This window comes from Streptomyces sp. CWNU-52B (assembly GCF_047444975.1).
Taxonomy (GTDB): Bacteria; Actinomycetota; Actinomycetes; order Streptomycetales; family Streptomycetaceae; genus Streptomyces.
Genome location: NZ_JBLFJV010000060.1, coordinates 113,926 through 133,467 on the forward strand (window position 1 = coordinate 113,926; position 19,542 = coordinate 133,467).

A 19,542-nucleotide genomic window follows, 5' to 3' on the forward strand; every position below is an offset into this window, starting at 1 on the left:
GCACTTCGCCGAAGAACTCGGTCAGTCGTGCGGCACGGAAATCGACGGAATGTGGAATTCCGCTCGTGGTGACGGCCTTTCACGACACAAGCTCGTCCCACCGACCTTGCCGAATGGGTGGCCAGGAAGCTCTTGAGGGGTGATCATGAGAAGTCCAGAGCGCACTTCCCATGAGGAGGCACGGGTGGCCGAGACTCTGAAGAAGGGCAGCCGGGTAACCGGTGCCGCGCGCGACAAGCTCGCGGCTGACCTGAAGAAGAAGTACGACTCCGGTGCGAGCATTCGGGCACTGGCCGAGGAGACCGGCCGCTCGTATGGGTTCGTGCACCGGATGCTCAGTGAGTCGGGCGTCACGCTCCGTGGGCGTGGCGGAGCGACGCGGGGCAAGAAGTCCGCGTCGGGCTGACGCCGGGCGGTTCCCGTTCTCCGATGGTGACCACCCGGTCGGTCGATTGACCGCCCGGGTGGTTACTGTGCAGTCACTTAAGGGTGTGCCTCTCCGGCGCTCCCTCTGACCGCATCCATCGGAGGCGTCCCATGGCTTCGTTCGACCCGCTGCTCGACAAGGACGGCGTACGGCTCACCGTCGACGACGCGATCGCCACGGTGACACTGTCCAATCCGGCCAAGCGCAACGCGCAGAGCCCCGCTCTGTGGCGGGCCCTGGCCGAGGCGGGGCAGTTGCTGCCGGGCACCGTCCGGGTCGTCGTGCTGCGCGCGGAAGGCAAGTCCTTCTCCGCGGGGCTCGACCGGCAGGCGTTCACGCCCGAGGGGTTCGACGGCGAGCCGTCCTTCATCGATCTCGCGCGCGGTTCCGACACCGAGCTGGACGCGGCCGTCGCCGAGTACCAGGAGGGTTTCACCTGGTGGCGGCGGAGCGACATCGTGTCCATCGCCGCCGTGCAGGGGCATGCCATCGGGGCGGGGTTCCAGCTCGCGCTCGCCTGTGACCTGCGCGTCGTCGCGGACGACGTGCAGTTCGCCATGCGCGAGACCAGCCTCGGCCTGGTTCCCGACCTCACGGGTACGCATCCGCTGGTCGGACTCGTCGGTTACGCCCGTGCGCTGGAGATCTGCGCGACGGGACGGTACGTGCTCGCCGAGGAGGCGCAGCGGACCGGACTCGCGAACACCGCCGTGCCGGCCGACCGGCTCGACGACGCGGTGGCCGAGCTGGCGGCGGCGCTCCTGGCCGCGCCGCGCGACGCCCTGGTCGAGACGAAGGTCCTGCTCCAGGGAGCGGTGGACCGTACGTACGCGGACCAGCGGGCCGCCGAGCGGGCCGCCCAGGGCCGACGGCTGCGGGACCTGGCGGGCCTGTCCGACTGAGGGCTTCCGCCGACGACCGTTGTACTGCTCGGCGTTCTGCTCACTGGTACCTCCCACTGTGGTCCTGCCACTGGTCCTCCTACGCGGGGGAGCGCACCGCTGTCACGAGCACGGCCACCGACGGGTGGTCGGGCAGCTCACGGGTGACCGCCGCGCGGACGGCTCCGGCCACGTCCAGCGTCCGCTCGGCCGCCCCCGCCTCGAACTCCACGCGGAGGTGACGGCGGGGGACGGCCGCCGCTGTGCCGGACGCGTCGGCGGGGTGCGTGACATGGACCGCGCCCAGTCGGGTGACCCCGGGGACGGACCGCACGGCGGTGGCCACCCGGGCCCCGTCGTCGTCCGTCCGGAGCCCCGGCTCACCGGAACGGTCGTCCGCCTCGCCCCCGGCCCGTTCCTCGTCGTCGTCCACGGCGGCCGGACCCGGGTCCTCCTCGATCAGCCCCGTCATCCGTAGATCCACCTCCGTGACCGCCAGTCCCAGCCGGTCCGTCGCCGCCGAGGCGAGGGCCGCGCGCAGCCGGGCCGCGGTCGTGGGGAAGGGGTCCCGGGGCGTGAGCGTCGCCGTGAACTCCGCGGTGACCCGCAGCGGCCCCGGCGGCAGCGCGCTCGGCGGCGGGGGCACGGCGGGCTCGGCCGCGCCGTCCGGGTCGACGAGGGCCAGGCGCACCGAACCGAGGCGTACGCCCGGCATCCGGCGTACCGCGCGGCGCAGCACCGAGGTGGCCGCCGCCTCCGTGATCCACGCGCCGTCACCCGGGCTGCCCAACGGCAGCAGTCTGCCCAGGCCGAGCTGTTGCCGTACTGCTTGCGTCAATCGGTCCGCGGTCATTGCCCCAGCCTGCCGTATCCCCGGCGCGCGACCCGGCAACCCGCCTTAGTGTGGGCGAAGAGGCCTACCGAAAGGGATGCGGCGATGAGCGACATGACTCAGCAGAAGCGGCCGGAGAGCCCGGAGGCCGAGCAGCCGGACCAGCAGAGAAGGACCGGGGCGACCAAGCGCGGCGGTGGCGCCCCGTCGACCCGGGGGCGTACCACGATCGCCGACGGAGTCGTCGAGAAGATCGCCGGGCTCGCGGCCCGCGACGTCCTCGGCGTGCACGCCATGGGCAGCGGGATCTCGCGGACCTTCGGCGCCGTTCGCGACCGGGTGCCGGGCGGCGGCTCGAAGTCCGTCACCCGGGGCGTCAAGGCCGAGGTCGGCGAGGTGCAGACCGCGCTCGACCTGGAGATCGTCGTCGACTACGGCGTGTCCATCGCCGACGTGGCCCGGGACGTACGGGAGAACGTGATCGCGGCCGTCGAACGCATGACGGGCCTGGAGGTCGTCGAGGTCAACATCGCGGTCAGCGACGTCAAGCTGCCCGACGAAGAGGACGACGAGCCGGAGAACCGGCTCCAGTGAGTGACATGCCTGATATGCCAGAGACCTGTTGAGGAGCGCACCATGAGCATGGCCGTGGTCGGCTTGATCGCCGGAATGGCGCTGGGATTCGCCGGGTACTTCGGCGGGTTCGGTGCCTTCCTGCTGGTGGCGGCGTTGGGCGCCATCGGCTTCGTCGTGGGGCGCTTCGTGGAAGGGGACCTGGATCCCGGTGAATTCTTCCGCTCCCGCGGCAGCCGCGACGACCGCCGGCGGTGACGCGCGTGTCCGGTGAGCCGCCCGCCGGGTCCGGGGCCGTCGTCCCGTCCGGCGGTACCGATGGCGCCGCCGTCGCACCGGGCGAGCGTGGTGCCACCAGGATCGCCGACCGCGTCGTCGCGAAGATCGCGGCACAGGCGGCACGCGAGGCACTCGTCGTGCTGCCCCCCGAAGCGGCGCCCCCGCACGCCACGGTCGTCGTGCGCCATGACCTCGCCCGCGTCCGGGTCAGCCTCGAACTCGACTACCCGAGCGACATCGGCGGCCGGTGCGGCGCCGTGCGTCGTCAGGTCGCCCAGCGGGTAGAGGCGTTGGCGGGAATGAAAGTGCCCGAGGTCGCCGTCCAGGTGGAACGGCTGCACTCCGCACGGACACGCGGCGCGGTACAGGGGAGGACGCAGTGAGCGAGCCCCAGGGCTTGGGAAGCACCCAGCACCTGCCCGTCATCGAGAAGTCCGGGAAGCCCGGGAAGACCGAGGGCGAACTGGGCCAGTCCGCCTCCGCGGCGGACTACACCCCCCTGCCGACCCTCGACGGAGCCAAGGACGGCAGCGGCCGCTTCTGGTCGGCGCGCAGGATCCCCGCGGCCGTCCTTGCGCTGCTGCTCCTGGCCGCCACGGGCCTCCTGCTGTACGACGTCGTCGCGGTCCGCGCCGACCGGCCCGCCATGCGCTGGCGCGGGTCCCTGGCCCGCGAACTCGCCGAGCGGCCCCTGGACGACACCTGGGTGCTCGTCGGCGCCGGTGTCGCGACCGCCCTGGGCCTGTGGCTGCTGATCCTCGCCGCGACCCCCGGCCTGCGCCAGGTCCTGCCGATGCGGCGCCCCCATCCCGACGTGCGCGCGGGACTGCACCGGGACGCCGCCGCGATGGTGCTGCGCGACCGGGCCATGGAGGTCTCCGGCGTGCAGTCGGTCCGGGTGCGTATGCGGCGCCGGAAGACCGACGTCCGCGCGGTCTCGCACTTCCGTGAACTCGACGACGTACGCGCCGACCTGGACGCCACGCTCGCCGACGGCATCAGGGGGCTCGGCCTCACCCGGCGGCCCTCGCTGTCGGTGCGGGTCGCCCGGCCGGCCAAGAAGGGGTGACGTCAGTGCTGAGGATCGTGAACCGGGTCCTGCTGGGGCTCACGGGACTGCTCCTGGTCGTGCTCGGCGGTTCCGTGCTCGCCGTCGGCCTCGGTGTGAAGCCGCCTTCGTGGTGGATCCACGACGGGCGGCACGACGTGCTCCTGAGCGGCGCCGACCGGACGCGGTGGCGGGACGAGGGCTGGTGGTGGCCGACGGTCGTCGCCGTCCTCGCGGTGGCCCTGCTGCTCGGCCTGGGATGGCTCGCGGCGGTACTGCGGCGGCGCCGGCTGGCCGAGGTGCTGGTCGACACCGGCGACGGCTCGGGCGCGCTGCTGCGGGGGCGGGCCCTGGAAGGCGTACTGGCCGGTGAGGCGGGCGCGTTGGAGGGGGTGCAGGGCGCGCAGGCGTCGCTCACGGGGCGGCGCGGCTCCCCCGAGGCACGGGTCCGCCTGCGCCTGCGGCCGCACGCCGACCCCGGGGACACCCTGCACCGCCTGACGACACAGTCCCTGACCCACGCGAGAGACTCCGCGGGCCTGGCCTCCCTCCCGACAGAGGTACGCCTGCGAGCCACCAAACACACCCCGGAAAGGGTCACCTGAGCCCACTCGCGGGTCGGCGGGGCCTTGTGCATCGAGGGGCGCGGGGAACTGTGCGACAAGCCCCCACCGGCCCGCACGTACGAGACGACGCCCACCGGTGGCACCGGCCCGGTCGGGCACGGGTTCAGAACCCGTGCCGCGCCCCACCGTCCACCGGCACCATGACCCCCGTCAGATACCCCGCGGCAGGCGACAACAAGAACGCCGCCACCCGCCCGAACTCCTCCGGCCTCCCGTACCGCCGCAACGGAATCCGCGCCTCGTTGGCCGCACGGGCGGCCACCGGATCAGCCGCGTACCCGTCCAGCTCGCGCACGCGATCCGTGTCGATCCGGGCCGGCAGCACCCCCACCACCCGCACCCCGCGCGGCCCGAGCTCGTCGGAGAGCGACTTGGCGAAGCCCGCGAGCCCGGGACGCAGCCCGTTGGAGATGGTCAGGCCCGGAATCGGCTCGTGCACCGAGCCGGAGAGCACGAACCCGATGACCCCGCCCTCACCCAGCTCGGCGGCGGCGGCCCTGGCCAGCCGCACCGCGCCGAGGAAGACGGAGTCGAACGCCGCCCGCCACTGCTCGTCGGTGTTGCCGGCGGCGGAGCCGGGCGGCGGGCCGCCGACGCTGATCAGGATGCCGTCGAAGCCGCCGAAGCGCGCGCGGGCGGCCGCGACGAGAGTCTCCGGGGCCGTGGGGTCGGCGTTGTCCACCGCCACCCCGTGGGCGTTCGGGCCGAGCGCCGCCGCGGCCTCGTCCACCGTCTTCTTGTCGCGCCCCGTGACGATCACCTTCGCGCCGTCCTCGACGAGTTCACGCGCGGAGGCGTGGCCCAGGCCGCGGGTTGCTCCGGTGACGACGTAGACGCGGTCCTTCAGTCCAAGATCCATGGCCCTATCCTGCCTCCTCGCTCCCGGGCACTCCAGCGGTCCGCCCGCCGGCGTCGGCCGTCCCCTCGCCGTCGAACAGGGTCAGGGCCGTGCCCACCAGACCGATGTGGCTGAACGCCTGCGGAAAGTTGCCGAGCAGGTGTCCGGCCACGGGGTCGTACTCCTCCGCGAGCAGCCCCACGTCGTTGCGGAGCGCGAGCAGCCGCTCGAACAGGTCCCGGGCGTCCTCCGTACGGCCCGTCAGATGCAGCGCGTCCGCCAGCCAGAACGAGCAGACGAGGAACGCCCCCTCGCCGCCCGGCAGCCCGTCGACCTCCGCCAGGTCCGAGCCGGGCCGGCCCGGGGCGGTCCGGGCCGCGTCGTAGCGGCGTACGAACCCGTCGCGGGCGAGTTCCGCGCGCACCGCGTCGACCGTGCCGACCACCCGCGGATCGTCCGGCGGCAGAAAGCCGAGGCGGGGGAGGAGCAGCAGCGCGGCGTCCAGCTCACGGGAGCCGTAGGATTGCGTGAACGTGTTCCGCTCCGGGTCGTAGCCGCGCTCGCACACCTCGCGGTGCACCTCGTCGCGCATCGCGCGCCAGCGCTCCACGTCACCGTCGAGACCGGGGTTCTCCTCCAGGGTCCGCACGGTACGGTCGGCGGCCACCCACGCCATCACCTTCGAGTGGACGAAGTGCCGGCGCGGTCCGCGCACCTCCCACAGCCCCTCGTCCGGCTTGCGCCACGCCGAGTGCAGGAAGTCCATCAGGGCCTGGTGCAGCCGCCACATGTCCGGTTCGACGGGCAGACCGGCGTGGTGCGCCAGCGTGAGGGAGTCGACGACCTCCCCGTACACGTCGAGCTGCAACTGGTGCACGGCGTCGTTGCCGATCCGCACCGGCGCCGAGCCGCGGAACCCGGGCAGCCACGCCAGCTCGTACTCGGGGATCCGCCGCTCGCCCGCCAGGCCGTACATGATCTGCAGATCCGCCGGATCGCCCGCGACCGCGCGCAGCAGCCAGTCGCGCCAGGCCTCCGCCTCCTCCTGGTAGCCGCACGCGAGCAGCGCGCCCAGCGTGAGCGTGGAGTCGCGCAGCCAGCAGTAGCGGTAGTCCCAGTTGCGGACCCCGCCGATCTCCTCGGGGAGGGAGGTCGTGGGGGCGGCGACGATTCCGCCGCTCGGGGCGTAGGTGAGGGCCTTGAGGGTGATCAGGGAGCGGACGACCGCGTCACGGTGCGGTCCGTCGTAGCGGCAGCGGGCCGCCCAGGCCCGCCAGTCGCAGACGCTCTGGTCCAGCGCCTCGTACGGGTCGACGAGCTTGGGGCGCGGCTCGTGCGAGGGATGCCAGGTCAGTACGAAGGCGACCTTCTCGCCCTCGGCGACGGTGAACTCCGCGTGCGTACCGAAGTCCTCGCCCCAGGTGCGCACCTCGGGTTCGCTGCGCAGCCACACCGAGTCCGGGCCGGCCACGGCCACCCGATGGCCGTCCGACCTGCGGACCCACGGGACGACCGAGCCGTAGTCGAAGCGCAGCCGCAGGGTGCTGCGCATGGTCACCCGGCCCTTGAGGCCCTCGACGATCCGTACGACATCGGGTGCGCGGTCGCGCTGCGGCATCAGGTCGGTGACGCGTACCGAGCCCTCCTCGGTGTCCCACTCGGTGTCGAGCACGAGGGTGTCGGGCCGGTACGCCCGGCGGGTGCAGGCGCCCGACCCCGTCGGCTCTTTCGGCGCGATCCGCCAGTGTCCGTTGTCGTCGTCCCCCAGCAGCTTCGCGAAGCAGGCCGCCGAGTCGAACCGGGGCAGACAGAGCCAGTCGACCGACCCGTCCCGCCCGACCAGGGCCGCGGTCTGGTGGTCGCCGATGAGCGCGTAGTCCTCGATGGAAGGGTGCACGTGTGCCGCGTTCCCGGGGCATCGGGTGATCAATCCAGGGACAGGGTGTGTCGGTGGGCACGTATCGGCCGGACAGGCCCTAGACGGCGGCGGGCTCCGCCTCCGTGGCGGACTCCGACTCGGACTCGGCGGCCTCCGCGCGGTCCCTGCGCTCGCGGCGGACCAGGACCACCCAGCCCACGGGGACGCCGGCGGCGAAGAGCCACCACTGGACCGCGTACGCCATGTGGGGGCCGATGTCGCTGTGGTCGGGCGCCGGGATCAGCTCGGGGACGTCCCCCTTCGGCTCCGGCGCGGTCAGCTCGACATAGCCGCCGAGGACCTGCCTGCCGAGCGCCCTCGACTGCTGCTCGCTGTTGATCAGCATGACCATGCGGTCCGGGAGGCCGCGGACGTCCTTGATGCCGCTGTCGGTGGTCGTCTCGTCGGCCATCAGCCGGCCGGTGACCGTGGTCTCGCCCTTCGCGGGCGCGGGGACCTTCGGGAACTCGGTCTGCGCGCCGTCCGCCGGGATCCAGCCGCGGTTGACCATCAGGACCCGGCCGTCGTCGAGGACGAACGGCGTCAGCACATGGAAGCCGACCTCCTCGTCCGAGTTGGTACGGCGCCGGACCACGACCTCGTCGGCGGTGTCGAAGGTGCCCTTCGCGGTCACCCGGCGGTACAGGTCCTCGTGCTCGACCCCGCGGCCCGGCGCGGTGAGCGACTCGGCGGGGACCGGCTCCGCGGACAGCGACTCGGAGATCACCTGGTTCAGCGCGACCTTGTGCTCGTGCCGGTGCAGTTGCCAGAAGCCCAGCTCGATCATCGTGGGGATGAGCGCGAGCGCGAGGAGGGTGAGGATCACCCACTGCCGGGACACCAGGAAGCGGTACACCCCACGACGGTACAACCGGGTCGTGGGGCGCGTTCCGTCGGGTACCGGGTCACACCCTGTCGACGATCCCCGCCTTTCCCTCCGCCCGCGCGCAGTGCGCGCCGCAGTACCAGTGCCCCTCGACCTCGACGCCCTGCCCGATGATCTGGACCCGGCAGTGCTCGCAGAGGGGAGCCATGCGGTGGATCGCGCAGGAGAAGCAGTCGAAGACATGCGTCGCACCCTGGGCGCGCACCTCGAAGGTCATTCCGTAACTGTTGCCGCAAACTTCACATGTCGCCATGCGCCACAGGGTGGGCCGTCAGCGGGGCGCGGGCGAGGGGGCTCCGGGCGAGTCGCGCTCCAATCACCCGTCCGCTCACCGGTCCGCTCACCCGTCTGCCCATCCGTCCGTTCACCCGTCGGCCCGGTCACGCAGGTCTCGTCCCGCGGTCACTTCTGTGACGCGGGTGCCACGTTCCCGAGGAGCTGCCCGAACGCCGCCTCGTCGACGACCGGCGTGCCGAACTGGCGGGCCTTGACCACCTTGGACGTACCGGAGTCCGGGTCGTTCGTGACGAGCAGGCTGGTCAGCCGGGACAGGCTGGTCGCGACATGCAGCCCGGCCTCGACGGCACGGTCCTCCAGCAGGTCCCGCTCGGTCGAGGTGTCCCCGGAGAACGCGACGCGCATGCCCTGCTTGAGCTGCTTGCCCGGTTCGTACCGCCCCGGATTCGGGTACGGGCAGGCGGGCCGCTTGCGCGAGGGCCGCCAACTCCCCGACGGATAACCACCGGACGGGCCCGCGGACTGCCGTCCGATGCGCGGCGTCGCCCGGTCGGTCCACTCCGTCAGCGGCAGGCACTCCAGGAGCGGCAGCCGCAGGCCCTCCCGCGCGGCGGCCCGCAGACTCGGCCGGAACGCCTCGGCGAGCACCCGCGCGTCGTCCAGCGCGTGGTGCGCGCGCTGCTGTACGACGCCGAAGTGCGAGGCCAGCGCCTCCAGCTTGTAGTTGGCCAGCGGCAGGCCGAGCTCCTTGGAGAGCGCGATGGTGCACAGCCGCTGACGGACCGGCGCCTCGCGCTGCGCGCGGGCGTACTCCCGGGCGATCATCGACCAGTCGAAGACCGCGTTGTGCGCGACGAGCACCCGGCCCGCCAGCCGGGCCGCGAACTCCTCGGCGATCTCCGGGAAAAGGGGCGCCCCTTCGAGCACGTCGCTCGTCAGACCGTGGATCCACACCGGGCCCGGGTCCCGCTCCGGGTTGACCAGCGTGTACCAGTGGTCCTCGACCTCGCCGCGCGCGTCGAGGCGGTAGACCGCGGCCGACACTATGCGGTCGTCGCGGGCCAGCCCCGTGGTCTCCACGTCGACGACCGCGTACCCCTGGGGGTAGGCGGCCGGCCACGGAGCGGCGGACGGTGCGGTCTGACGGTCTTCGAGCATGGTCACTGAGGATAAGGGGCGCGACTGACACTCCTGTCCCCGGCGTCCGAACTCGGGGCCGAGCCGGGGCCGGCGGAGGGCGCGTCCGGGGTTCTCCGGTCCGGCGCGGGGGATTTGGCGCGGGCTCGTCCCTGCACGGCTATGGACCATTGCCGCGCCCGGTGCGACGGTGCTCCCGCCTGGACTGCACTCGACGCGAAGGGCGGTACGGCATGGCACGCGTACGGTACGGCGCGCGGACCGAGGCGGAGACCGCCGCCGCGCGCACCGCGGGTTCCCGGCTCCCCGACATCTGGTCGACCGGGGTGGTGGCCGTCTGGGAGAGCGACCCGGACGCGGTCGCGGCGGTCCTGCCGCCGCCGCTCAAACCCACCGGACGCCCCCTCGTCCGGGTGAACATCAGCAAGGTCGAGCTGACCGGATACCCCCTGGGCGCCGGTTCGTTCGCGGTCGCCGCCGCGCACGACGGGATCGAGGGCTGGTATCCGCTCGTCATGCCGATGACCCATGAGCGGGCCCTCATCGGCGGCCGGGAGGTCTTCGGCGAGCCCAAGAAGCTGGGCGAGGTGACGGTCGAGCGCGACGGTCTCGTCGTACGCGCGGCCCTCGCCCGGCACGGCATCGAGTTCGTGGAGGTGCGCGGCGCCGTGAGCGGGCCGCTGCCCCTGCCGGAGCCCGTGCGTAAGACCGACTTCTACTTCAAGTTCCTGCCCGCGGTCGACGGTTCGGGGTTCGACGGTGACCCCGTCCTCGTGCACTGCGTACGCGACGAGAAGGTGCGCAGGCTGGAGCGGATCACCGGTGACGTCGTCCTGCGGGAGTCGATGTACGACCCGGTCGCCGACCTCCCGGTCCGCGCGCTCGTCGGGATCACCATCGGCGAGAAGACGACGGACCAGAAGGGCACGGTCGCCGGACGGGTCGACGCGCGGGCGCTGTTGCCCTACATCCACCAGCGGTACGACGACCCCCAGCAGATCCTCGACGGGCCGCCCCGGGGGAGTGCCTGATGGAACTGGCGGGGGGACAGGTCGCCGTCGTCACGGGCGCGGCGAGCGGTGTCGGGCTGGCCATGGCACGGCGGTTCGCGGCCGAGGGGCTGAAGGTCGTCCTCGCGGACGTGGAGGAGGGCGCCCTGGCGAAGGCCGCCGACGCGCTGCGCGCGGACAGAGCCGTGGTGCACGCGCGCGTGGTGGACGTCGGGGAGCGCGAGCAGGTCGTCGCGCTCGCCGAGGAGACGTACGGCAGGTTCGGCGCCGTGCACGTCCTGTGCAACAACGCGGGGGTCGGTTCCGGCGCCGAGGGCCGGATGTGGGAGCACGACCCGAACGACTGGAAGTGGGCCTTCGCGGTCAACGTGTGGGGTGTCTTCCACGGCGTCCAGGCCTTCGTGCCGCGGATGCTGGCCGGCGGCGAACCCGGACACGTCGTCAACACCTCGTCCGGCGACGGCGGTATCGCGCCGCTGCCCACCGCGTCCGTGTACGCCGTCACGAAGGCGGCCGTCGTGACGATGACCGAGTCCCTGTACGCGCATCTGCGGGCCGAGCACGCGCGCGTGGGCGCCTCCGTGCTCTTCCCCGGGCCCCACATGCTCCGTACGGGCCTGTGGGAGTCGCACCGCAACCGGCCGGCGCGGTACGCCAAGCAGCGGCCCCGCAGGACGCCGTACCGCAGCCTCGGCCAGTGGGAGGCCGCGATGCGGGAGGCGGGGCGCGAGGTGCGGTTCACGCCGGTCGAGGAGGTCGCGGGGCTCGTGGTGGACGGCATCCGCGCGGACCGGTTCTGGCTGCTGCCCGAGAGCGAGCACAGCGACGCGCAGATCCGCGCGCGGGCGCGGTCGATGCTCGACCGCGCCGATCCGGCGTACCTGGAGAACTTCATTCTTGACTGAGGAGTCGTTGTGGCTGATATGGCCGATGTGGCCGACGCGACAGAGCCCTACCTGATCATCTCCTCCGACTGCCACGCCGGACTGCCCACCGAGGAGTACCGGCCCTATCTGGACGCCCGGTTCCACCGGGAATTCGACGCGTTCCTCGCGGGACAGAGCCGCCGCCGCGAGGAGATGACCCGCCTCGGCATCCGCAACGAGGCGTTCGCCGACAAGTGGTTCCACGACAACGAGGAGGGCCTGCGCGGCGGTTGGGACTCCGCACAGCGCCTCAAGGAGCTGGACGGCGACGGGGTGGCGGCCGAGGTGGTCTTCCCGGACGCCGACGCGGTGGACAGCCGGACGGCGGCACCCTTCGGCGTGGGCCTCGGCCTCTCCGGCGACCACGACTCCGACCTGGGCATGGCGGGCGCGCGGGCGCACAACAGGTGGCTCGCCGAGTTCGTCGGCGCGAACCCCGAACGGCACTGCGGAGTGGCGCTGCTGCCCGTCACGGGACCCACCGAACAGGTCGTCGCGGAGGTGTACCGCGCCAAGGAGTCGGGACTCGGCGCCCTGATGATCCCCTCCATGTGGGTCGACAAGGAGCCGTACCACGACCGCCGTTACGACCCCGTGTGGGCGGCGGCCGCCGAGTGCGGCATGCCGGTGGTGACGCACTCCGGGGCGGCGCCGCGCCACGAGTACGGCGACCACCTCGGCATCTACGTGAGCGAGGTGACCTGGTGGCCCGCGCGGCCCCTCTGGTTCCTGCTCTGGTCCGGCGTCTTCGAGCGCCACCCGGGGCTCAGGTTCGGGGTGGCGGAGTCGGGGTGCTGGTGGCTGCCGAACCTGCTGTGGTTCATGGACCGGCTCTACCTGGGCGCGCACGGCGGCAAGAAGCTGTCCCCCTTCGCGGAGCTGCGGCGCCCGCCGCACGAGTACCTGGACCGGCAGGTCTTCGTCTGCGCAACCAACACCAAGCGGCGTGAGCTGGCCCAGCGGTACGAGATCGGGGTCGACAACATCCTCTGGGGCAGCGACTTCCCGCACCCGGAGGGCACCTGGCCCGACACGCGCGCGTGGCTGACGCGGACCTTCCACGACATCCCGGTGACGGAGACCCGCCGCATGCTGGGGCTCGCGGCCGCCGAGGTCTTCGGCTTCGACACCGACGGACTGGCCCCGCTCGCGCGGCGCATCGGCCCGACACCGGCCGCTCTCGGCCAGCCCGAGGACCAGCGGGCGGTCGAGGCGTCCTGGGCGCGCTCGCGCGAGGTGGGCCGCCACTGGCTGACCGACCACGACTTCCCGGCGCTGGGGGTGACCCCGTGAACACCCACGCCACGGACCGGTACACGGTCATCTCGGCCGACTGCCACGCGGGAGCCGACCTCCTGGACTACCGGCCGTACCTGGAGAAGGCGTTCCACGACGAGTTCGACGCCTGGGCGGCCACGTACGTCAACCCGTACGAGGACCTGACGGCCGACACCGCCGAGCGGAACTGGAACTCGCGGCGCCGCCTCGCGGAACTGGAGCAGGACGGGATCGTCGCCGAGGTCGTCTTCCCCAACACCGTCCCGCCGTTCTTCCCGTCCGGGTCCCTGATGGCGCCCGCGCCGACGGCCGAGGAGTTCGAGCGGCGCTGGGCCGGGCTGCGCGCCCACAACCGCTGGCTGGCTGACTTCTGCGCGGCGGCGCCCGGCCGCCGCGCCGGTGTCTTCCAGATCCTCCTGAACGACGTCGGGGAGGCCGTGAAGGAGATCAGGTGGGCCGTCGGCGCGGGGCTCAAGGGAGGGCTGCTGCTGCCCGGCACCCCGCCGGGTTCGGGGCTTCCCGAGCTGTACTCGTCGGCGTACGACCCGATCTGGGCGGTGTGCGAGGAGCTGGACGTGCCCGTGAACCACCACGCGGGCTCGGCCTCGCCGCCGCTCGGGGAGGAGCCCGCGGCGCGTGCGGTCTTCATGGTGGAGACGACCTGGTTCTCGCACCGCGCGCTCTGGCACCTGATCTTCGGCGGCGCCTTCCGCCGGCACCCCGGCCTGAAACTGGTCCTGACCGAGCAGGGCTCGGGCTGGATCCCCGGGGTGCTCGACATGCTGGACTACTACCACGGCCGCCTGGTGGCCGCGGGGGCGAACGCGGCCACCGCCGAGTCCAAGTTCGGTGCGGGCCTCGCCGCCTCGATGGGGCAGGGGCCCTCGCAGGTCTGGCGGGACAACTGCTTCGTCGGAGCGAGCTTCATGCGCCCGCACGAGGTGCCGCTGCGGGACCGCATCGGCCTCGACAAGATCATGTGGGGCAGCGACTACCCGCACGACGAGGGCACGTACCCCTACAGCCGGGAGGGCCTGCGGATCGCGTACGCGGGCCTGCCGCGAGCGGAGATCGCGGCGATGACAGGCGGGAACGCGGCCCGCGTGTACGGCTTCGACCTGGACCTCCTGGACGCCGTCGCGGCGCGGACGGGCCCGACGGCCGAGGAGATCGCCGCACCGCTGGGGGAGCCCCCGGCGGACGCGACGAGCCCGGTGTTCGCGAGGGGAGGCTCGGTACGGGTCTGGTGAACACCGCCCACCGCCCGCTGTCCGCCGCTCACGGCCCGCCGCTCGTGGTGGGTGAACCGGGGAACGGTCCAGCCTCCCTGTGCCATCCTGACCTGCGCAGGTGACGTACACGGGGAGGCGGCGGCATGGGGGAGAGCAGACAGGCGCTGATCGTGGCGGTGCCCCAGTACGAACTCGCGGACCGCTTCGAGGACTTGACGGACGTCGTCGGCCGGGACGTCGAGCTGATGACCGAGGCGCTGCGCTCCTCCGGCTACAGCGTTGAACTCGTCGGCGCGCCCCCGCACGAGCCCGCCCTGCGCTCCCGGATCCGCAGCACCATCAGCCGGGTGTGCGCCACCGCGCCGGAGGACAGCACCGTTCTCATCCACTTCACCGGGCACGGCCTCTCCGTCGGCGGCGCCGACCATCTCGTCCCCGCGGACGCCCAGTTGACCTGGGCGACCGCGCCGCCGCAGGTCGCGCTCGACAGCCTCATCGGGCTCGACCTCGCGGAACTGCTCCAAGGCTGCCGGGCGGACACGGTGCTGCTCACCGTGGACGCCTGCCGCGACACCGCCGGTGCGGACGGCCCCTCCTACGGTGGCCCCGCGACCAACTTCCCGGCCTGGCGGAAGCGGGTCGCCGTTCTCTTCGGATGCGGCCCCGGCCAGACGTGCGGCTCCGACGCGGAACACGGCAGCCACTTCTCACGGGCCCTCGCCGAGGCCCTGCACGCCGACACCGCGCCGCGCACCGTGGCGGACGTCATCACCCACACCGTCCGCAGGACCACCGAGTTCGCACGGGCCGCTCGCGAGGAGCAGACCCCGGCCACCCACTACCATCCGAGCGGCCCGGACGCCGTCAACGAGGTCGAACTCTGCGCGGGCCGCACGCTCCAGGAGGAGTGGACCCTGGCGGTCCGCGACCCGGAGCTGTGGGCGTCGGTCCGGTGCGGGGACGAACGCCGCGCCGAGCTCCAGCGGGCCCTGGTCCGGCTGACACAGGAGTGTGCGAAGTGGCGCCGCGGCGCCCTCGCCCTGGTCCCCGACCCCTGGGAGGACGACGACTATCCCGTACGGGTCCTGTCACGTGGACTCAGACCCCTCCTGGCACCGTCGCAGACCCAGGGCGGACCCCTGCTCGACGCGGGCGAGTTCGCCCTGCTCGCCGCCGCGCCGTTCGTACGGGAGGCGGTCCACGCGATGGGGATCAGGAGCGTGGCCGGCCTCGACCCGCTCCGGCTCGACCCGGCCACGGGCGACGCGGGACGCGACCCCGAACGCGTCGACCTGGAGCACACGTTCGCCGCGCACGCCCTGCTGCGGCGCAAGGGCCGGGAACTGGCGGGCCGCGGACGCGAGGAGGACGCCGGAGCCGTCGCCGCCTGGCTCGTCCACCGGCACGTCGACGGCAAGGAGGAGCTGTGGGACACCTACGCCCCGCAACTCCTCACCCCGCTCGCGAAGGCGATGATCGGCGCCGACGCGGCCCCCGCCAGGATCGGCGAACTCACGGACGAACTGGTACGCGTCTGCCGTCAGACCGCGATCGTCCCCGCCCCGCCCCACCAGGGCGAACGCGCGGGCACCGACACCCATTGGCGGCTGGACGAACTCGTGCGCCCGGACTCGGTGGTGGAGCGCTGGCGGCCCCGTGAGCTGTCCTGGCTGACCGGTGTCGCGGGCCTGCTCGGAGGGGATCTGCGCCTGCTGCCCGGGGTCCTGGTGGACAACATCGGCATCACCGACGGCCTGCGACCCGCCCAGGCCGTCCAGAGCGTACGAGAGCTGAGGTGGTCCCGGGACCGGCACAGCAAGGCCCTCGACCTCGACCTGCCCTGCCCCCATCCCGCCGTCCACGCGGCGCTGGAGGCCCTGACCCACTGGACCGACGACGCCGTGCAGCGGATCCGGGCCCACACCGCGCCGACGGGGCCGACCGAGCTCCTCACGCACCTGCCCGAGCGGGTCACCTGCCGCAAGCTCCGCCCGCAGTACGACCTCACGACCAGGAGCGACGCCTACGGAGTGCCGCTGATGCGGTTCGCCCTCGCCGAGGACGAGATGCGTGAACTCCTCATGGGCACCCAGCTGTACGGCGACCCCGCCCTCGCGCTGCGGGAGCTCTACCAGAACGCGCTCGACGCCTGCCGCTACCGGGAGGCCCGGGTGCGGTACGGGGAGGTCCGCCGGAGGACCGCCCGGAACTGGGAGGGAGAGATCGTCTTCCGGCAGGGTGTCGACGACGAGGGCCGTCCCTACGTGGAGTGCGAGGACAACGGCGTCGGCATGGGGCACGAGACACTGCGCGGCACCTTCGCGCGGGCCGGCCGGCGCTTCGAGCAGTCCCGCGAGTACCGGCGGGAACAGGCCAACTGGCGGCGGGCCGACCCGGAGCTGAGGATCTACCCCAACAGCCGTTTCGGCGTGGGGGTCTTCAGCTACTTCATGCTGGCCGACGAGATCAGCATCTGGACCCGCGCCACCGACGAGTACGGACGCGAGGACCCGTCCGGCGGGCTACGCGTCGACATCGCCTCCAGCGGGAGCCTGTTCCGCATCCGCAGGAACGACGAGGCACAGGCCCGGGGCGGCACGAGGGTGCGGCTCTATCTGCAGGCCGACGGCGTCGACGTGGCCGGACAACTGGGCAAGCACGTCTGGCGGTCGGACTTCGCGATGCGCGTGGAGGACCATGGCGAAACCGTGCGGACCTGGGAGAAGAAGGCCCTCTACTACTTCGGCGACCACACCCGGCCGGTGCCGGCGGGGAAGGACATGTGGTGGGTGGAGGGCAAGGGGTGCCTGCTGGCGGACGGGGTGCTGGTCGACACGGGAGCCATGTTCGGTACGGGCGACAGCACCGCCCAGGCCTGGCTCCGGGAGGACCGTCACGCGCCGTACCCCGACCACCTCGACGAAGCGGGAACACGCGCGGCCGAAAGGCCTCCGTTCGGCTGCGTGGTGGACCTGCGGGAGACACACGCCCCGGACATCAGTACCAGCAGGACGAGTCTCCTCTCGTACGACCGGGACTGGGTGGCCGATCGGGTCCTGGACGCCTGCGGGGACTTCGAGGCACCCGACTGGCTGACCATGGAGTGGCTCTGGGCCTTCGCCGTCCGGCACCCGGAGGGGGCGGTACGCGTCACGGAGCGCCTGCTCGCCGCCGACGCGCGCGTCACCAGCAGACTCGGCTGGGACCGGTCGACCGTTATCGAGTTCCGGAGGGTGGGCTGCTTCCCGCTCGATTCGGGCCTGGTGGCGCTCCGCACGGAGCACGGTGGACACAGTGTCGTCAGCTCCGTCAGCTCCGTCAGCCGTGGTGAGGAGACTCTGACGGCGTGGCGCGCCGGCGTACTGCGCTCCGCGGGTATCGAACTCGGCGTGCCGCTGGGCCGGCTGGCGGTGCCGGAGACGGCGGCCGGCCATCCGGCACCACAGGCCTGGGAGGTGCACGTCGGCAGGAACATTCCGCTGAGGCCGTTCGACGGCGTGCGGCGAGCCGCGCTGGAGCACCGCACGGACGAGGTGCTGACTCTCGGAGGTCTGTGGCGGAGGCTGCGGCCCTATGCCGTCCTGGGCCTGGAGCTGCCCGCGGCGACCGGCTTCGACGCCGCGCACGCCATGACGCTGGACGCCACGGACCGCGAGCTGCTGATGGGGGGTCGCGGCTATCCCGGATCCCTTCTCGGTCGGGACCGCCATGACGAAGCGGATGTGCTGTCCGTGCTCAGCCGCTTCAGCGTGGAACAGGGGCTGCCGCTGCGTGAGGCGGTGGGCCGGGCCCGGCGCTTCGTGGCCGCGGGGTTTCCGCTGGCAGTCCCCGAGACGGTCGCCGAACCTCCCGGCACCGAGGTGGCCACCCAGGAGGAACTCCGGCTGCTGTCCTGGCACCTCCAGTACGTGCGGTCCGGGACCCCGCCCCGCGGCGGGGTCCCGGACGCCGAGGAGTACGAGGAGGTCCTGCACCGGTACGCCTGGCTCGGAGTGACCCCTGTGGCGCTGCCCGAGGAGGCCGGGAATCCCGGGACCGACGCCAGGCATCAGGGGTCGCTGTACCTCATCATGCCGTCGGAACAGCGCGAGGAGTTCTCGCGGAGCCTCGGGGCATCCTGGTTCGGGGAGTTGGGTGCCCTCACCCTGCGTCAACTGGCGCGCGGGTCCGGGATGCTGTCGCTGCCCGTCGAGCAGGTCGCCGCGCGGTACGAGGCTCCCCTCAGGGCCGCTTCCGTACGGATTCCCGACTACGGAGATCTGGCCGGCCGGGTCTTCAGCCGACTCGACAGCGACCTGCTGGGCGCCGCGCTGAACGACGGGGTCCGTCACCCGCCGGGAGGGGCCACCTGTCCCGCTCCGCTGCTTGAGACGGCGGCAGCCGTACGCGCGGTGCAGGAGACCGCGGAGCAGGTCACGGAGAGCCTTCGCGGACTGGCGGCCGACGGTCTGGTGGCCACGGAGGCACCGGCCCTGGTCGGGCGCTGGCGTGACATCTCGCAGCACGACTGGGATCTGCTCCCGGCGCCCGGCCGCCGACGCGAGGAGCTGTACGGCTATGCGCAGGAGGGAGCGCCCATAGTGGTGAACGGTGAGCTCCACGGTCCCTACGCGGTCCTGGCCGCTGCGTACGCCGGAATGCCCCTGCGTACCGCGGTCGCGCGGCTGGTGGCCGTGGGCCCTCTCGTCGGGCTCGCGGTGTCCGCTCCGGCGCTGCCGGCCTCCCTCGCCGAGACGCGCCCCACCCCGGCGGACATCGAGGCGTGCTGCGCGCTGGAGAACGGCCGACTGGACTGGCGCACCGACTCCGACCCCGCCAGGCTGGTCGAGCACGCCCTCGCCACGAACGGCACCCTCGGCGAGAGCATGGCGGTCCTGATCCGCTACGCCCCGCTGGGCGCTCCCTGGCGAGAACCCGCGGGAGAGGGCGGAGTCCAGGGCCAGGACCCGCGCCCGGCCGGTCTCGCCGACTGGCGGGAGCACCGGCCCACCGCGCACGACAAGGCGATCTTCGACGCCGATCTGGTGGGTGACCGCCCCGCGGGGCCTCTCGAACTGCTGCGCGTGGCGGCCCGGTTCGGATGGCGGATCGACCACGCGTGGGACCGGCTGGCCGTCTACCGTCCGTTCGGGCTCGAACTGATGGTGGCGCGCCCGGAGTTCGACGCGGTGCCGACCTGGGAGGACCTGATCCTCCTGACCGAGCACTGCACGGGCTCGGCCCCGGCGCTCGGCGGGCAGGTCACGGCCGAGCGCATCGCCCTCACCGCGCGGGAGCTGGAGCGGCCGACCGGTTGGGTCCACGACCGCCTGGCCCTCTACGCCGCGCCGTTCGGTCTCACCCTGCCGGCGGACTGCCCCGCCGAACCGGCCCCGACGCCGGTATCCCGTCCCTACCGGGACCACACCGAGTGA

The 19,542-nt window shown here is 72.8% G+C and carries 18 protein-coding genes; 12 read left to right on the forward strand and 6 right to left on the reverse strand.

Annotated elements, in window-relative coordinates; translation table 11 throughout:
* Positions 1-184: 184 nt before the first annotated feature.
* Together ACLVWQ_RS38575 and ACLVWQ_RS38580 are read left to right on the forward strand one after the other, a co-directional pair.
* On the forward strand, positions 185-406 hold the full coding sequence (locus ACLVWQ_RS38575; protein ID WP_055513143.1) for a helix-turn-helix domain-containing protein: 222 nt from the start codon (positions 185-187) through the stop codon (positions 404-406).
* Positions 407-537: 131 nt separating this feature from the next.
* On the forward strand, positions 538-1,329 hold the full coding sequence (locus tag ACLVWQ_RS38580) for an enoyl-CoA hydratase/isomerase family protein (RefSeq protein ID WP_414113974.1): 792 nt from the start codon (positions 538-540) through the stop codon (positions 1,327-1,329).
* Positions 1,330-1,408: 79 nt separating this feature from the next.
* Here the strand turns inward: ACLVWQ_RS38580 and ACLVWQ_RS38585 are convergent, their stop codons facing one another.
* The gene (locus tag ACLVWQ_RS38585) at positions 1,409-2,161 is read right to left on the reverse strand and encodes a nucleopolyhedrovirus P10 family protein (RefSeq protein WP_414113975.1); all 753 of its coding nucleotides are present in this window, start codon (positions 2,159-2,161) and stop codon (positions 1,409-1,411) included.
* Positions 2,162-2,245: 84 nt separating this feature from the next.
* Between ACLVWQ_RS38585 and ACLVWQ_RS38590 the strand changes: the two genes are divergently transcribed.
* The 5 genes from ACLVWQ_RS38590 to amaP are packed head-to-tail and all read left to right on the forward strand — an operon-like array spanning position 2,246 to position 4,645.
* Complete coding sequence (locus ACLVWQ_RS38590) at positions 2,246-2,734, forward strand: Asp23/Gls24 family envelope stress response protein (RefSeq protein WP_414113976.1); 489 nt, start codon at positions 2,246-2,248, stop codon at positions 2,732-2,734.
* Between the two features lie 42 nt (positions 2,735-2,776).
* Positions 2,777-2,971, forward strand: coding sequence for a hypothetical protein (locus tag ACLVWQ_RS38595; protein ID WP_414113977.1), 195 nt, complete (start codon positions 2,777-2,779; stop codon positions 2,969-2,971).
* Between the two features lie 5 nt (positions 2,972-2,976).
* Entirely contained in the window at positions 2,977-3,375 is a 399-nt protein-coding gene (locus ACLVWQ_RS38600) for a hypothetical protein (protein WP_414113978.1), read from the forward strand.
* Positions 3,372-4,061: a DUF6286 domain-containing protein gene (locus tag ACLVWQ_RS38605; RefSeq protein WP_414113979.1), complete on the forward strand. Its 690-nt coding sequence runs from the start codon at positions 3,372-3,374 to the stop codon at positions 4,059-4,061. Before ACLVWQ_RS38600 ends, ACLVWQ_RS38605 begins: the two co-directional genes overlap by 4 nt.
* Positions 4,058-4,645, forward strand: coding sequence for an alkaline shock response membrane anchor protein AmaP (gene amaP, locus ACLVWQ_RS38610; protein ID WP_414113980.1), 588 nt, complete (start codon positions 4,058-4,060; stop codon positions 4,643-4,645). The genes ACLVWQ_RS38605 and amaP overlap by 4 nt, the downstream gene beginning before the upstream one ends.
* A gap of 124 nt (positions 4,646-4,769) precedes the next feature.
* On the opposite strand, the gene ACLVWQ_RS38615 is transcribed toward amaP, so the two are convergent.
* From ACLVWQ_RS38615 to ACLVWQ_RS38635, 5 genes are all read right to left on the reverse strand, one after another.
* A complete protein-coding gene (locus ACLVWQ_RS38615) occupies positions 4,770-5,525 on the reverse strand; it encodes an SDR family oxidoreductase (protein WP_414113981.1) in 756 nt (251 codons plus the stop codon).
* A gap of 4 nt (positions 5,526-5,529) precedes the next feature.
* Positions 5,530-7,401 (reverse strand): glycoside hydrolase family 15 protein, encoded by a 1,872-nt coding sequence (locus ACLVWQ_RS38620; RefSeq protein WP_414113982.1) that lies wholly within the window; start codon positions 7,399-7,401, stop codon positions 5,530-5,532.
* A 79-nt stretch (positions 7,402-7,480) separates the two neighbouring features.
* Positions 7,481-8,278, reverse strand: a complete 798-nt coding sequence (locus ACLVWQ_RS38625; RefSeq protein WP_414113983.1) for an SURF1 family protein — start codon at positions 8,276-8,278, stop codon at positions 7,481-7,483.
* 49 nt (positions 8,279-8,327) lie between these two features.
* A complete protein-coding gene (locus ACLVWQ_RS38630; RefSeq protein WP_414113984.1) occupies positions 8,328-8,561 on the reverse strand; it encodes a hypothetical protein in 234 nt (77 codons plus the stop codon).
* A 149-nt stretch (positions 8,562-8,710) separates the two neighbouring features.
* Positions 8,711-9,703, reverse strand: a complete 993-nt coding sequence (locus ACLVWQ_RS38635) for a DEDDh family exonuclease (protein ID WP_414113985.1) — start codon at positions 9,701-9,703, stop codon at positions 8,711-8,713.
* A 212-nt stretch (positions 9,704-9,915) separates the two neighbouring features.
* On the opposite strand from ACLVWQ_RS38635, the gene ACLVWQ_RS38640 reads away from it, so the two are divergent.
* The 5 genes from ACLVWQ_RS38640 (at position 9,916) to ACLVWQ_RS38660 (ending at position 19,542) form a co-directional block, all read left to right on the forward strand.
* Positions 9,916-10,713 (forward strand): acetoacetate decarboxylase family protein, encoded by a 798-nt coding sequence (locus tag ACLVWQ_RS38640; protein ID WP_414113986.1) that lies wholly within the window; start codon positions 9,916-9,918, stop codon positions 10,711-10,713.
* Positions 10,713-11,597, forward strand: coding sequence for an SDR family NAD(P)-dependent oxidoreductase (locus ACLVWQ_RS38645; RefSeq protein WP_414113987.1), 885 nt, complete (start codon positions 10,713-10,715; stop codon positions 11,595-11,597). Before ACLVWQ_RS38640 ends, ACLVWQ_RS38645 begins: the two co-directional genes overlap by 1 nt.
* A gap of 18 nt (positions 11,598-11,615) precedes the next feature.
* Positions 11,616-12,911, forward strand: a complete 1,296-nt coding sequence (locus tag ACLVWQ_RS38650; protein WP_414114034.1) for an amidohydrolase family protein — start codon at positions 11,616-11,618, stop codon at positions 12,909-12,911.
* On the forward strand, positions 12,908-14,146 hold the full coding sequence (locus ACLVWQ_RS38655; RefSeq protein ID WP_414113988.1) for an amidohydrolase family protein: 1,239 nt from the start codon (positions 12,908-12,910) through the stop codon (positions 14,144-14,146). Before ACLVWQ_RS38650 ends, ACLVWQ_RS38655 begins: the two co-directional genes overlap by 4 nt.
* Before the next feature lie 125 nt (positions 14,147-14,271).
* Complete coding sequence (locus ACLVWQ_RS38660; RefSeq protein WP_414113989.1) at positions 14,272-19,542, forward strand: caspase family protein; 5,271 nt, start codon at positions 14,272-14,274, stop codon at positions 19,540-19,542.

Bases quoted from the DNA above. Each gene is read 5' to 3' on its own strand.
- ACLVWQ_RS38580 (WP_414113974.1), top strand. From the start codon at position 538: ATGGCTTCGTTCGACCCGCTGCTCGACAAGGACGGCGTACGGCTCACC.
- ACLVWQ_RS38585 (WP_414113975.1), bottom strand. From the start codon at position 2,161: ATGACCGCGGACCGATTGACGCAAGCAGTACGGCAACAGCTCGGCCTG.
- ACLVWQ_RS38590 (WP_414113976.1), top strand. From the start codon at position 2,246: ATGAGCGACATGACTCAGCAGAAGCGGCCGGAGAGCCCGGAGGCCGAG.
- ACLVWQ_RS38595 (WP_414113977.1), top strand. From the start codon at position 2,777: ATGAGCATGGCCGTGGTCGGCTTGATCGCCGGAATGGCGCTGGGATTC.
- ACLVWQ_RS38615 (WP_414113981.1), bottom strand. From the start codon at position 5,525: ATGGATCTTGGACTGAAGGACCGCGTCTACGTCGTCACCGGAGCAACC.
- ACLVWQ_RS38630 (WP_414113984.1), bottom strand. From the start codon at position 8,561: ATGGCGACATGTGAAGTTTGCGGCAACAGTTACGGAATGACCTTCGAG.
- ACLVWQ_RS38635 (WP_414113985.1), bottom strand. From the start codon at position 9,703: ATGCTCGAAGACCGTCAGACCGCACCGTCCGCCGCTCCGTGGCCGGCC.
- ACLVWQ_RS38640 (WP_414113986.1), top strand. From the start codon at position 9,916: ATGGCACGCGTACGGTACGGCGCGCGGACCGAGGCGGAGACCGCCGCC.
- ACLVWQ_RS38645 (WP_414113987.1), top strand. From the start codon at position 10,713: ATGGAACTGGCGGGGGGACAGGTCGCCGTCGTCACGGGCGCGGCGAGC.
- ACLVWQ_RS38650 (WP_414114034.1), top strand. From the start codon at position 11,616: ATGGCCGATGTGGCCGACGCGACAGAGCCCTACCTGATCATCTCCTCC.
- ACLVWQ_RS38660 (WP_414113989.1), top strand. From the start codon at position 14,272: ATGGGGGAGAGCAGACAGGCGCTGATCGTGGCGGTGCCCCAGTACGAA.